General features: G+C 29.5%; 14 protein-coding genes. 7 read left to right on the forward strand and 7 right to left on the reverse strand.

The window, feature by feature from the left end:
- Nucleotides 1-7: 7 nt before the first annotated feature.
- Nucleotides 8-895 carry a hypothetical protein gene (locus ACXLDF_RS08090; RefSeq protein WP_457558001.1) on the reverse strand — a complete coding sequence of 296 codons (888 nt, stop codon included), beginning with the start codon at nt 893-895 and terminating at the stop codon, nt 8-10.
- A gap of 310 nt (nt 896-1205) precedes the next feature.
- Between ACXLDF_RS08090 and ACXLDF_RS08095 the strand changes: the two genes are divergently transcribed.
- From ACXLDF_RS08095 to ACXLDF_RS08110, 4 genes are all read left to right on the forward strand, one after another.
- Nucleotides 1206-2120, forward strand: a complete 915-nt coding sequence (locus tag ACXLDF_RS08095) for a B12-binding domain-containing radical SAM protein (protein ID WP_457558002.1) — start codon at nt 1206-1208, stop codon at nt 2118-2120.
- Nucleotides 2121-2288: 168 nt separating this feature from the next.
- Complete coding sequence (locus ACXLDF_RS08100) at nt 2289-3413, forward strand: polyprenyl synthetase family protein (RefSeq protein ID WP_457558003.1); 1125 nt, start codon at nt 2289-2291, stop codon at nt 3411-3413.
- Between the two features lie 171 nt (nt 3414-3584).
- Complete coding sequence (locus ACXLDF_RS08105; RefSeq protein WP_457558004.1) at nt 3585-4304, forward strand: hypothetical protein; 720 nt, start codon at nt 3585-3587, stop codon at nt 4302-4304.
- Complete coding sequence (locus tag ACXLDF_RS08110; protein ID WP_457558005.1) at nt 4301-5182, forward strand: TrmB family transcriptional regulator; 882 nt, start codon at nt 4301-4303, stop codon at nt 5180-5182. The genes ACXLDF_RS08105 and ACXLDF_RS08110 overlap by 4 nt, the downstream gene beginning before the upstream one ends.
- Nucleotides 5183-5214: 32 nt before the next feature.
- On the opposite strand, the gene ACXLDF_RS08115 is transcribed toward ACXLDF_RS08110, so the two are convergent.
- From ACXLDF_RS08115 to ACXLDF_RS08140, 6 genes are all read right to left on the reverse strand, one after another.
- On the reverse strand, nt 5215-5811 hold the full coding sequence (locus ACXLDF_RS08115) for a Rab family GTPase (protein WP_457558006.1): 597 nt from the start codon (nt 5809-5811) through the stop codon (nt 5215-5217).
- Nucleotides 5812-5935: 124 nt separating this feature from the next.
- Nucleotides 5936-7162: a TGS domain-containing protein gene (locus ACXLDF_RS08120; protein WP_457558007.1), complete on the reverse strand. Its 1227-nt coding sequence runs from the start codon at nt 7160-7162 to the stop codon at nt 5936-5938.
- 23 nt (nt 7163-7185) lie between these two features.
- Nucleotides 7186-7671 carry a hypothetical protein gene (locus ACXLDF_RS08125; protein WP_457558008.1) on the reverse strand — a complete coding sequence of 162 codons (486 nt, stop codon included), beginning with the start codon at nt 7669-7671 and terminating at the stop codon, nt 7186-7188.
- Nucleotides 7672-7789: 118 nt separating this feature from the next.
- Complete coding sequence (locus ACXLDF_RS08130) at nt 7790-8536, reverse strand: MBL fold metallo-hydrolase (RefSeq protein ID WP_457558009.1); 747 nt, start codon at nt 8534-8536, stop codon at nt 7790-7792.
- Between the two features lie 88 nt (nt 8537-8624).
- Nucleotides 8625-9509 (reverse strand): histidinol-phosphatase HisJ, encoded by an 885-nt coding sequence (hisJ, locus tag ACXLDF_RS08135; protein ID WP_457558010.1) that lies wholly within the window; start codon nt 9507-9509, stop codon nt 8625-8627.
- Nucleotides 9510-9547: 38 nt separating this feature from the next.
- On the reverse strand, nt 9548-10051 hold the full coding sequence (locus tag ACXLDF_RS08140; protein ID WP_457558011.1) for an arsenate reductase/protein-tyrosine-phosphatase family protein: 504 nt from the start codon (nt 10049-10051) through the stop codon (nt 9548-9550).
- A gap of 138 nt (nt 10052-10189) precedes the next feature.
- Here ACXLDF_RS08140 and ACXLDF_RS08145 point away from each other — a divergent pair, with 138 nt between their 5' ends.
- The 3 genes from ACXLDF_RS08145 (at nt 10190) to ACXLDF_RS08155 (ending at nt 14907) form a co-directional block, all read left to right on the forward strand.
- Nucleotides 10190-12061, forward strand: coding sequence for an ATP-binding protein (locus ACXLDF_RS08145; RefSeq protein WP_457558012.1), 1872 nt, complete (start codon nt 10190-10192; stop codon nt 12059-12061).
- Nucleotides 12062-12160: 99 nt separating this feature from the next.
- The gene (locus ACXLDF_RS08150; RefSeq protein WP_457558013.1) at nt 12161-12832 is read left to right on the forward strand and encodes a response regulator; all 672 of its coding nucleotides are present in this window, start codon (nt 12161-12163) and stop codon (nt 12830-12832) included.
- 125 nt (nt 12833-12957) lie between these two features.
- A complete protein-coding gene (locus ACXLDF_RS08155) occupies nt 12958-14907 on the forward strand; it encodes a hypothetical protein (protein ID WP_457558014.1) in 1950 nt (649 codons plus the stop codon).
- Nucleotides 14908-14926: the final 19 nt, after the last annotated feature.

Raw genomic sequence — 14926 nt, forward strand, 5'->3', positions numbered from 1 at the left:
TTATTTATTATTTTTTCTTTTTCTGCTTATAGATTTTATAAGCTTCGATAATTTCAGGAGGAGCACGTTTGCAATTTGGTAAATGGCGGAGAACCGAAACTTTTGTTTTTTGACAGAATGGGCATATTTGTTTAACTGCATCACCAGTTCCTACAGTTTTTATCTTCTTAATCACATCGTTTTCAAAATCAATTGTACTGGTAGAAGTAGTTTTTCCACTATCATCATCAATCTCATCTTCAACATTGTCCTCATCATCATCTATTCCAATTATGTCATCTTCAAGTTCTTCTAATTCTTCATCAAGTTCTTCATCTTCTTCTTCAATTTCGTCTTCTTCGAAAATTTTACCGTGCTTTTTGCCTAATCCTTCTTCACGTTCATCTTCATAATCCAGTTTATCCTCTGGTTCTTCTTCAGTAACTCCAATAACTAAAGCGACATCTTCATCATCTTCGAATTCTTCTTCATCTTCGAATTCTTCTTCATCATCTTCATCTTCTTCCACAATTTTTTGAGCTGATCGCTTCTTTCGCTTGATTGGTTCGATTATTTCTTCTTCAAGTTCTAAGTCATCTACATCAAGATCAAGATCTTCATCGAATTCTAAAGATTCATCACCAAAATCGTCATCAGATATGTCAATTTCGTCAAGATCATAATGAAAATCAGGTGCATCATCAGCTATATACATTTCACTGTGAGTTAATTCATCTTTTCTTTCGCGATATAATTCACAAACTTGACAAACAATATTATAGGGACTCATAGTGAATTTTCGGGTTTTACATTGACAAAGCGGAGCACCTGAATTAGAAATGGCATTCAAAGAGATTAATTGCTCACAAGCAATGACACGAACATTTTTTTTTGATTTGGAAGATTTTTTTGGCATAATAGTGCACACTAGTTAATAAGTAAAAATAAGGAGAAATGAACAAAATTCTTTAGTAACGTGATGATAAATAATTCATTTAAAAAAAATTTTTTGTTTTAATTAATTTCAACTGATAAAAGCACTTAATTAAAACTTATTCGCACCACGTTTTTCATATAGATGATTCATTTTCTAATGTAAATTTTGCAACATTCGCTATCTGTTAGAGATTTTTACGTATTTAGAAGTTTTTTTTTGCATATCGCTGCTTTATTTGTATTTAGATGATTTTTTTATTTTTAGATTCTTTATTATTATGTTGATATCTATGGTTATTTCAGAACTTTTCTACGAAGAACCTGTATATAGGCCGCCATCTGAAGGAAAAAAATCATTATTACTCACAGCCACCGTAGGATGTTCTTTTAATTGCACATTTTGCTATCCATACCGACATAAAAAATTTCGTATTAGAACTGTTGATGAGATAGTTGAAGATATCAAAAAAGCGCGAAAAATGTTAGGCCCAAATGTTGAACGAATATTTTTATTAGACGGCAATGCTTTTGTAATGAAACCAAATGATTTAGTTGCAATATCGGAAGCTTGCTACAAATTCCATCCAAAACTACAGAGGGTTAGCACATATGCACATGCAAAAGATATTCTTCGTAAAAACGACTCAGAATTGAAAGAAATCCAAAATTCAGGTATAACAATGGTGTACATGGGCATAGAAACGGGGGATGATGATTTACTACATAAAATTAACAAACGTACGAATGCAAGTGAATTACAACAAGCTGCACAGAAATTGCATAAAGCCAGAATAATTCTATCAGGCACAGTTATTTTAGGATTAGCGGGAAACGATGTGGAACTTAGTAGGCGACATGCACTAAAAACAGCTCAGTTAATCAATTCCATGAAGCCGCTAAAGCATCAAGATTGGTATATTTCCGCTTTAACATTAATGCTTCCTCCAGGAACTCCCATTGCAAACAAATACCAAAATGGAGAATTCACCCCACTTTCTCAAATAGGGATATTACAAGAACTTAGATTAATGATTGAACATATTTCTGATGATATACATGATTGTATTTTTAGGAGCAATCATGCATCTAATTACTTGATTTTAAAGGGTATTTTAAGTAATGATAAGCAAAAATTTTTGCATCAAATTGATAAAGCCCTTAAAAATCCATCAATACTGCGCCCAGAATTTTTCAGAGGTCTTTAGAATCACTAGATGACTTTAGGTGACATTAGTCGACTTTAGATATTTAAGATGACTTAATTGAATTATTTATTTCGTGAAATCAAGATTGTTAAAATGATAAAGATATCTTTTTAAGTTTAAGGCGCGTTAATGTATTAAACAAGAGAGTAAGAAAGAAGGAATAAACGAATGAATGAGCAATTTCTAATGATTTTGGAAAAAGAACGGGAAAAAATTAATAAAAAGATCGATTCAATATACAGAACCCTAATTGAACAAGAAGAAGAAAGCTATCTTCGGAAATTTCATACATATTCTTATAATTTTACTAAGGGTCCAGGTAGAAGGATATTACCCATTTGCTTAATTAATACTTTTTTAGGATTATCTGGCGATCGGGATATTGCAGAAATGATCGATGAAGTATATAAAATCAGTATATCAGTAGAGTTATTGCATATTTCAAGCCTAATAATTGATGATCTGATTGACAAAGAAGAAATTCGAAGAGGTTTACCCACTTTTCATAAATCAATTTTACAATTAGAGCAACTACCAGATTTAATTGAAAATTCATCAAATATTTCAGAAGAAGATAAGGAAAAATCACAAGAATTTGAAACTTCAGCCGCAATATATGGAGGAAATATCACTTCCTTAATTGGAAGCCGTTTAATTTTGGAATCAAATTTTGATAATGCTCGAAAAGAGAAAAGCCTTCAGATTTATTTATCTGGGCTTGAGGGAATTATCAGAGGGCATCTGTTAGACGAACACTACAAATTGAAACATTTAGATCAAATTACTCTTGAAGATTACCTAATATTAAGTTCCTTAAAACGTGGAAAACCAATGGAGACAGCAGTTGGTATCGGCGCAATACTGGGACATGCGCGCTCTTCTCAATTGGAACCCTTAATGCAAGCCATGAATAAAATAGGTATAATTGATCAATTGATGAATGATGTAAAAGGTAGTTTCGGAGATCCAAAGGAAAAATCGATTAGTTCAGATATTACTAGTGGGCAATGTACTATCTTAACGATTATTGCATATCAATCAGCAACATCCGAACAAAAAGAAATATTAAATTCGACATTGGGAAATCGTAGTGCATCAAAAGAGCAGATAGAAGCAGTACGGGAAATATTTAAGTCAACAGGCGCGCTAGAATTTGTAAAAATGTATTCTAATAGTTTAAAAAATGATATTTATAATTTACTGCAAAAGGTTTACCCTGGATTGAAGGCAGAAATTATGAAATTTTTCAACGATTTGTTAAATTATATTACCGATCTTCCTGTCTTTAAATGAAATATCTCTTTTTTTTATTATACAAAGGTTCTCCTTATTTTTTTTAGCAAATTATCTTTTTGAATTTTGATAAACTTATTCGCACCATAATTTTTATTACATATTTTTGAAAGAATAATCAACAATTAATATACTGCAAAATTATCCCCTAATGGGAGAGATATATTTAGTATGTCGAATGTTAATAATCTGATCGAATTTCCAGATCCTTTTGTAAAACGAAATTACCACTTAATTCGCCACTATTTATTGTTTCTTGTTGATATTGGATTAGATTATCTAAAAAGGGAATATCTTCGCCATAATTCAGAAACTTCTTTTCAAGAATTTACCGCAAATAATTATTATGATTATATATTAAAGGATTATCTTCGTCGCAAATTGAAAGGGATATTAAAAGTCATTTTAAACGCATCTGTAGAAGCAATTAAATATTATAAAGATGAAAAAATCGATGCATTTGAATTAGATAAAATTGTGAAAAAATATTATCCCGAATATGCAGAAAATGATATGTCTCTTCTTCATAGCTCACCCAGCCATCCTAATCGAAGTGAATTGGAAACGATCAGTCGACTTACTTTTAGAGTGGCAATCATCCAAACAACACGAATTCTTCAATGCAAGTGTAAAGATATTAGTTATTATTCTGATCTCATCCGAACGGTTTATCCAGAAAAAAAACAATGCCAAATTTCTTTACATGCAATTTTAACTATGATAGATCAAATGATTGACTGTTTTGAAAGAGCTCTAGATCTGATTTCCATTCCTTTTTACAAACCGACTTGGAATTTGCGTGATTTTGCATATATTCGCAAAATATATGAATTTGCAATTACAGAAACTAATCATCAAATTGATTTAATTTATCAAGGGGAAAAAATATGAAAAAGTACAAAATGCCCAAGTTAAAACCAGAAATTCGCAGTGCCATGAAAGCAATTGGATTTACAGACTACTTTATTAATCTTTTTATCACACTTCTGAATTCAGGAGAAATGAATGCTCATGAATTAAGTGAAATTACACATGTCCCCTATTCACGTATCTATGAAATTCTCAACGAAATGGTAACTAAAAAAATCATTACCAAAATCGATGGTCGACCAAGTACATTTATAGCGAATGATCCTACTGATGTATTTATGTACATGAAACGCCAACAAGAGCAAATTTTTAGCGAAAATATTAATACGACACTCCCAATTCTTAAACAATTATTTGGTGAAAAACGGCCAACAAAACAGGTTCAATTTACACTTCTTGAAGGAGATAAAGCCAGTCGAGATCATCTCCGAAATCTGATTAATGCAACATCTCATAAATTACAAGCAGTAATAAGGAACGTGGCGGAAGTTTACCCCTTAATCAAGCATAATTTAGATTTTCTTCGTACAAAAGGTGTAGAAGTGCAAATAATTATTGAAACAGAATTTATAAATGAAGAATTTATTCCAATTTTAGAGAATCATTGTGATATTAAATATGTAGATCATGTTTTTCAAACTCTTTTTATTTCTGATGATAATGTTGCATTTCAATCTGCCAAAGGATATTTCGATATTGCGAACCCAAGAATAAAAGGATATTCTATATTCAGTTCCACTGATACGAAGTATATCATGTACACCCAACAAATCTTTGAAAATATTTGGAAAATTGGGATTCAAAAAGAACAAATTCACCAAAAAAGTAAATCACCTAAAAATTCACATAAAAAAGCAACTAGAACCAGTAAAAAGGCAGTAAAATCCGAAAATAAGTAATTATATTGGCCAAAACAACCCTAAGAAATCTATTATAATATTTTTATATTCCGTTTTATATATGGAGGTTTAGAAAGAAGCAATTTTACAATTTCTTTAAAAATAAGGCTTGTGTTATAACCAGTTTTTGAAGATGTCTCATAAGCACTATTTGCACCTAATTTTTTTCGAATATTCTCAACAATGTTAGGATCAATTTTTTGATTTTCTTTAATTATATCATATTTTGCACCTACTAAAATAGAAGGAATATTGTCAGAATTTGCACGTAATAGTGGTAACCATTTTTCTTCTAATCGGATTAATGAATGAAAAGCATTCATATCATAGACCCATATTACACCATTCGCTCCTGAAATAAATTGTGGAAGAAGCGGGCGAAAACGCTCCTGACCGCCAAAATCCCAAATAGACAACCCTATTCGAATTTTTTCACCGTTTTCTTCTGCAAGAATAGAATAACTATTAAAACTTAATCCGATAGTGAGTTTTGTGTCAAGAAACTCTGAATAACAAAATCTATTAGTAATGCATGTTTTACCCACACCACCTTCGCCTAAAAGGATGATTTTGAATTGATAACGGATATTCTCATTCAAGTTTTCCATCATTGCTTTATATATCACCATGTAATTCACAATTTGGTGTTTATTATAATAAAGAAATTTCGTTCTGTAAATATTTAATTGATTAAAAAAAACATATCATTTCCTATTAATTTTTACAATACTATTCCTTTATTCATGAATACTCTTAAATTTTAGAAAAAATTTCGATAATATCAAATTCATTTAAAACAAAATTCATACCTGCTCGAATACGCGTTTCTTGTCCATCAGAGCGAGTTCGATATATATAAGCAAATTTAAATCCATTATATAAATCTTTATGAATTTTTATAGCAACTTCTCCAACTGTGCTTGATTTTGGAACAATTAAAGGTTTATCTGCAATCCCCTTCTTAGATTTTGTGTATATTCGAATTAATTTCAATTTTCGAAGAATATCTTCTTCAAAAGAGTTTAATCCTTTTTTCACAATTTCATCACGAGATTTATCATAAATAAAAGCAATGGGATAAATAGAATATTCATATTTTGTTCCTTTTCCATAATACATTTGCAATTTGTTAAAATTCTCTTTAGTATTTGGTAGATCTGCTTTACTAGCAATTATTAAAGCGGGTTTATATTTTGAAGAGCGATTAAAAGCCATTTCTATTTCATCAATAGAGAGTTCTTGATAAATTTTTACAGTTGCATGACTGATTCCTGATGCTTGAACCATTTCTTTTATAAATGGAATATTATTTTCGTTCTTCTTTGCATCTTTTGTCATTAAAAAGATTTGTATTCCTCCAGCACCAGTTTTTTCTATTTTTACTTTTGGAGCTTCTCGATTTAAATAAAGATGGTGTTGATGAAGGTGTTTTAAAATATTCTCCATTTGTTTTAGAGGATCCCGAGATAAATCAACCATTAAAGCAATTATATCAGTTACTTTCAAGCCAGCAATCACACGAGATAAATACTGGGAATCGTGTAAAGCAGGTTCTTCGACAATTTGAAATTTAATTTTTTTCCATTCGTAAATTCCAACAACAGGTTCAGCTGTAAATACACCTGGAACAAGGTGAGACACTCCAGTCATATTTTTTAAAAAAGTGGATTTTCCTGCACCCATATCTTGATCAAAGTAATCACTGACCAACATAATTTGAACAGACTGTGGTTCTTTTTTGATTACGAATGGATCTTCAACAGCTGCTGCTAAAGCCTTTCGTCGCCGTATTTTATCTTCTCGTTCGGCTTTCAATTTTGAAAGGCGCGTTTTATTCAATGCTACTATACGTTCAGTAGCTTTATGCTTTGGAACAAGGGAAAGAAACCGTTCTAATCGCTCGATCTTATCATCAAGGGTCTTTGCATCTAAAAATTCACTGTAAGCCAGCTTTGCTTCCGCAGTTAAATTGGAACTCACTGGGAGCATCCCCCTTTCTTTAATTAAAATAATGATTTGAAGCGATCTTCGCTTTTCAAAATTAGATCCCCAAAAATTTTATCCAAACGCTTATCGAATTTCTTGAATTTTTTTATTTTTTTATGAGTAATATCATAGATACTATAACGATTTGAAAATTGAAACAATGCTTCTCTCATAGTTTTTAAAACTGTTTTGTCATCACTGTTTTGATCAACAATGCAGTACATTAAAAGAGGTTCTAAAGAAGAATGATCTACATTTGAATTGGGCTTTGAATTGGTTTCAACATCTGTAGAATCCGCAATATTATGAGTTATTACTGTAATGGTGTATTTACCAAGTGAAAAACTTTGAATTTCTTCGCCAAATGCTTCAGTAACTACTCCAGAAATAGTTTGTAAAAGAGAATTTCGAATATTTTTATCTAAGACATTTGATGTGGAATAAAATTGTTTTTCGAGTAAGGGTTCACCTTGGTAAGAAATTGCCAATTCTAATATTGCCATGTTGATTTCTGATCTCCAACTAGAAAATTCTCAATGTAAAATGGAATTAATTTGTTATGTTGATATAGATTGTTTATGTATATTATTTTTTCCCACTATTATAATGTAATAGATCAAGTTAATATGTTAATGAAGAAATATTACGAAGTGAAAGCTGAATTTGTGAAGCAGTATTTTGAAGAACGGGGGACATATGTCCAGAACAGAGAATTTCGACTTGAAGATCTGAAAGTCGTTTTATAGATAATTTCAATTTTTGGAGGTCTCCACCTGGAAAATCGTATCGACCAAAACTTCCTTGAGGAAAAACAACATCACCCGGGAAAAGAATTTTATGTGACTTATCAAATAACGTAATTGAACCTATGCTATGTCCTGGTGTTTCTAACACCTCAAGATTAAATGAACCGAAACTAATTGTATTTCCTTCATGAACTTCAATTAAATTCGTCAGAGGTCTTATTTTAACTTCAAATACATCAGCACTTATTCCTAGTTCGCGTGGACATATTAATTGTTCATTACCTTGCTCAAGAATTTGATTGGTAAAAGGAGCAACATAAATATTTAGCAAAGATATATCAATTTCTTTAAGAATAGAATAAAGTCCTAAGATATGATCTAAATGTTCATGAGTGATGATTATTGAAGTGAGGTTCTCCATATTCAATCCAATTTCATGTATGCTCTTTTTAAAACCATTAAATGATTTCCCATTACCTGTATCAATCAAACAAAATTTTCCAGAAGATTCATCTAGCAGAACGTACATATTACAATCGAGCATTGGAAATTCAGCAAAATAATATAGATTAGGTATAATTTTCTGAACTATTTTTTTCGTGGGATTTCGGTTAAAGAACATTATAATTACTAAGAATGCATAACTAAAAAATTAAAAGGTAATAATAAAGGAATACACAACTCAAAAATGTAGTTCGTAAAAAATAAATTTAAAATTGATTTAAATTTTCACGTTTTATTATCTTTTGAGTAAATTTTGCCATAATAAGTGGTTTTTGAAGAGAATTTGCAAAATTAATACATTTTTTTAAGGTTTCTTCGAAATGATATCCTACATATGAAGAGCGGTGAGCATCAGATCCAAAAACAAGTGGAATTTCTCGTTCAATACATGCTTTAATCATTTCATCATGGGGATATTGCTCCTTAACTGGTCGATATAATCCTGAATGATTTATTTCTACAGCCATCTCACCAGTTCTTTTCACCTCATTTAAGAATTTCATTTTAAGATCCCAAATTGCTTCTGATCTTCCTAAATATGTTCCGTATTTTTTAGGAAGATCGCAGTGACCAACAATTTGAAATACACCAGTTTTAACCATTTTAATCAAATTCTTATAATACTCCGAAAAAATCGTTTCTTCTCCATATTTTTGAAATTTTTCCATAATATCAGGAGAATCGACTGGAAAAGGAATTTCATCATCAATTTTTATTATATGAATAGATCCGATGAGATAATCAAGTTTAGATTCATATTTTTTTAGTTCAGAGTATAATTGTGAAAGAACGTGCTGATCAGGATAGTAATCCACTTCAGAAGCTATTTTAATTTGAATTTTATCAGAATATTTAGATTGTAGAATTCTGCATTCTTCGAGATACTCAGCAAACTGATCTCTTGGCATCGCAAATTGTTCTGCATTTGCTTCTTTTGGTAAAAAAAACATCGGAAAATGATCTGACAGCCCTATTTCTTGCAATCCTATTTTTATGGCTTGTTGAACATATTCTTGCAATTTTCCAACTGCATGTCCACAACGTTTTGAATGAATATGATAATCCCAGAGATCTTGAATAGAAGCACACACTAGTGAAAAAAAGATGGAATAGAAAAAAATTTTTGCTTCTATCTATTCTCTCTTTCAATTATTTTTATTATTTGAATGCAACAACGTTCAATAAGTAAAAACGTAGGTGTAACATCAATATAGAAATCTTCACTTGTATCTCTGATTCGTTCATCGATTCCAGCAGCTTCATTAAGAATTAGAATTTTCTTTTTCATTTCCTCAACTTTTGTCGGAAAAAAATCATAAAGCAAATCACGTTGCAGAAATCTATCCATAACAAAAATAATATCTTTCGTTACTAACCAATTTTTATTAACTCGATGTGTTTCCATCATATCGGTTGTTCCAAATCCTCTTTGTTGTAAAAATCCTTTAGCTGAATTAGAAACAGAATGATGGGTTCTTTTATATCCTGCATCAAAAAATCGAATTTTCCGAATTTTAGGGTTTCTTGATTTAATCGCTAAATCACGAAAAAGATATGCTGCAACAGGACTTAGAGTGGTGTTATCCATGCATACTATTCCAATACTTTCAACATTTTTATAAATTGATGCCATAGAACTTGTTCTCCTTTAATGTTAATGAAGCACCAAAATTTAAAAATATATAAGAAAATATAAGATCCTAGAATATTTATTACAAGAGGGAAACGAACAAAGGTATATTTCGTTCAATATTTTTTTTGGGGGAATTTCATGGAAAATTCAGAAAATAAAGCAAATTCTCAGTTTGCAGAAATTGGAAGAAAAGATGTAAACCAGTTATTATTTCAAATTTTAGAAACAAAAAAACCCACAGAGATATTGGAAAGAATCCTTTCTAAAAGTTCTGAACTACTTCAAGCCAATTCAGCCACAATTGTTTTATGGAAATCGGGGTTAGGTGTATTTAATACTTTGATAAATATCCCTGCGCAAATTCCACTTAAAGGAACATTATTAACTCCAGATACAGGAGGATTAGATGGAAGAATTTTACGAGAATCCTCAAAGAAATATATCCAGTTAACAAATTACTCAAAAAATATGGATGCATTTCCCCCTTTAAAGGAAGCAGGCTTTCAATTCGCAATAGGAGGAAAAATAAATATTCAAGATGGGCTAATTCTTGCAACAGTATGCTTCTATTTTATAAATCGTTCAGAAAGATTTACTGAAGAAGAACTAAAAGATTTCCCAATAATTTTATCACAGATTGGAATTGCAATATTAAATGCATATCTATATCAAAAATTGGAAAATATATCAATACTAAATAAAGAAACAACCAACTTTATGGATCTTTTAATTAACTCTACTCCAGATATTATCATTAATACAGATTTGAATGGAAAAATTAAATTATGGAATCGATCTGCAGAGGAAATACTAGGATTTTCATCAAATGAGGTTATGGCTGTAAAATTACCCTTGAAAGAAGGAGAAAATGAAGAAAAATTCTATAATCTTTTTTCAAAAGCTCGAAAGGGTGAATCAATATTTAATCATGAAATTTTATTCAAAAAGAAAAAAAGTAAAAAGAATTCAACGAGAAATTTGAATGCTAGAATTAATTTATCATTAATACCTGTATATAACCAACAAGAAGTAATTGAATCCATTCTACTTACAGGAAAAGACTTATCAGAAGAACGTATATTGCAAGAAAAAGTAAATAAAATTAATTTTGAACTGAATCAAAAAAATATTGCTTTGTTGAAAAAAGAAAAATTGCTATATAAAACAAAAAAAGAATTGAATACTGCAGAGAAATTTGCTTCTATTGGTACAATTATTGAGAGATTAAATCATCAGATTAATAACCCCTTGATGGGTCTATTATCGCTTTTATCTATATCTATCGAAGATATCAAAGAAATCTCTGAAAATTTACAAAACACAAGAGAAAATATCTCAAAAATCTCAAAAATCTCAAAAAATATCCAAGAGTCTTTACTTCCACAGCTTAAAGAAAGTGTTACACTAGGTTATCGGATAAATGAAGTTTTAAAGCATGTTCGTTTTTTTTCTGAAGTTGCTAAAGAAATTCATTTCAGAAAAAGTACTAATTTAATTGAAGTATTAAATCAGACTTTAGATAAATATACGAAAAAGGAATATTCAAATCTATTTGAAATTAAAAAAAATATAGATTTGAAATCAGCTTTGATTTATGGTAATTTTAAACAACTTCAATTTGTTATTGATTCACTTATTGAAAATGCAATAAAGGCAATAGAATTAAAAGGAAATTTAAAAAATAAAGGTATTATTGAAGTTGACTTAAAAGAATTCATCGTAAATAAAAGAAGATATTATCGTATTGAAATTTCAGATAATGGAATTGGAATAAACCAAGATCAAATAGATAATCTTTTTGATCCTTTTTATATTAATTGGCCTGATTGTATCCAAATGATAAAAACGCAATCAAAATTGCATGTTGGATTAAGTCTTGCAATAGTAAAACTAATAATGATTAATCATAATGGGTATATAGATATATTATCCAAGAATATTGATACATATAATTTCACACAAGAAGAAATTAAAGGAACAAAATTTATCTTGGATTTTCCCAGTTTATAATTAAACTAAAAAGGAGAAGATCTTAAATATTAATAATATACCAAAGAATATATAGAAGGTTCATCTTGAAAGTTAGGCATTCTCAAAAGTGATTATATTATGACAGATAAAAAGGGAAAGGCATCAAACATTAATTCTCTTACCCATGAACAAGGAAAAATTTTAATAATAGATGATGAGATCGCCTTAAGAAAATCATTAAAAAAAATGTTAGAAAGAGCAGGTTTTTACTGTGAAACAGCATTTGATTATTCTAGCGCACAAGAAGCAGTGGAAAATCTTAATTTCGATCTAATTTTGGTAGATATAATATTACCAGAAATGAATGGCTTATCTTTAATAGCCAAACTTCAAGATAAGATGGAAATTTCTTCTGCAATTATTTTTGTTACAGGTGAACCTAATTTAGAAACAGCAATGCAAGCAATTAAACTAGGTGCTTATGATTATTTAGAAAAACCCACACAGCGAACTGTTCTAATTGAATCAATTAAGAGAGCACTTTTACGTAGAGGGTATAAACTTAAAATTGCTGGAAAAGAAATCCAAAAAACTATAAACTTGAGTTCTACTTTTATAAAAACTGAAAAATATCAAATGAATGAAGAACTTAAAGAAGAATTTCAACGAAATGTAAGTACAATTCATAATGCACTTTTGGAACTAAAAAAAAGATATGGAGAAGAATTATCTACAGATCAAAGATTATTATTAAACCAAATTGCTCAAAGTAATGGCAAATTAAAAAAAACATTAAAAAAAATTACATAATAATGAAATAATATCGTAATGCTTTTTTTTTTTTAAAAGTCAATATATCTCCTACTAGTAACAATTGGAATATACAAAGAAGATTTATTTTGAAGGTTCGCTTCATAATAGAGGGAGATACACAGATGTTTAATATAAGACTCAAACAATTAAAAAGAAGAATTTATACTTTTTATTCACAATTGACAAATCTTTCAATTCAACAATTTGCATCTCAAGTATTAGCTGAAGTATTTGGAGAAAATTGGGAAAATACTGAAGATATAATATCCCCCATTCAAGATATTTTAATAGTGCTAGATCAAATTCACATTTTAGGTCAAATATTCGCAAGGGGTATTTCTCATATGGCTGTGGAAGATCCACGTCCTGAGATTTTTTATAAACTTCAATGTTTATTCAATTTAGGAAAAATTCTTATTCTAACACTTTCTGAAGATGAAGGAAATTATTCAGATTTTAACCCAAAGCAAATTATTCTCTCCAAAGAAAAATTTGAAAACCTTCAAAAAGAATTACGTCCTATTAAAAAGAATCAAAATCAGAGTCTTACAACAATTGAAAGCATCGTTCAATATGTTTTAGATCATGCATTTGAAGAATACAAAGAATTTTGTGCAGTAAACTCTTGGAATGAATTACTTAGTTATATTTTCCAGGTTGATTTAGAAGATGAAACGAAAGGTGCTAAAAAAATTAAACAGACCAATATTAAAGAATTACTTCTTTCAGAACAAGTAGAAGGAGCTTTAATTGATTCAATTTTTCGAAAATATGATGGTCTATTGGCTTATACCATGAGTATGCTTACAATGTTATCAAGTACAAAGTATTCTGAAAAGTATACTCCATATTTGAACAAAATACTCGAAAAATTAGGTACATCAACGAAAGTCATTCTTTTACAAGGTAGATTGTCGAAAGATTTCGAAATTTTGCATGAATTGGAAAAAGATATTAGAGATTTACAAACAAAAATTTTAGAAAAGATTAAATCTCTTCAATTAGCAATTAGCGAAGAAAAAATTCAAAATTTCTTCAATTTCTTATTGGTTCTTCCAAAACTATCAAAAGATATGAAATTTATTGGAAGCTTGGAAGAAGCGCCTGGATTTGAAGAGCTGACAAGAAATGGACGAATTAAAATGATGATGAATTCAATAATTCCTAAATGGAGTTATTACAAAGAGATTTTTACCGATATCAGAAATTCATTAATAAATTTCGACGAATTTTTTGATAAAATGATAAGAGGTGTTAATGATATTACCGCAGATCTTTTTGCTGAAGGTTTTCAAGCATCCATTCCATTGCAAGATGTTGAAACTTGTGAAAAAGCAGGAATTCATGTTAAGAACCTTACTGCAACATTTTCATCTCAAAAAACTCAGATTTCAGATGAGGATTTTGATATAAAACAAAAATTACTACGAAAATTTGAAGATATGTTACATGATTTACAAACAATTCTACGTCAAAAAAGCACAGAAGAAGAAGCAATCAAAGCAGAACCTCAAATTTTTACACCATTATTAAATATAATCTCAGGTCTTTATGCTCAATGGACAGAAAACAAAGTTTTATCTGCTTTTAAAGAAGAAGCAATCATGGTTTCTCGTTATTTACAATCGATCTTAAATATTATCGAAAGTATATACAATAAAATTAAACCTTTTGAGAAAAAATTCCTTAATCGAGAGAATATAAAGAATTTACAAGTGGAACATGAATTCTTTATGGATAAAATGAGCGAAACAATGATGATTTTGAAAGTATCATTATTCACCAACGATTTGACAAAAAACATATGGCATTTGTCTCGCGATTATGTATTAAAAATTGGAGAAAATTCAAAATATATAATCAATCCGGATGAAATTAGCAAATTAATCAGTGATATCCCTAAAACTTTAAAACGAGAATATATGCAACGCTTAATAACACAAGAACAAAGAAAAGAGAAGATGGAATATTATTCGAAAGTTAATGAAATCATAGAAAATTTGAAAAATATACCACTTTCTGAAAGAGAAATGTTGATACCCTATGAAGAAATAAAAAAAAAGATTAAATAACCTTATTATCGCTTAAAAT

It is taken from the genome of Candidatus Harpocratesius sp. (genome assembly GCF_054039255.1).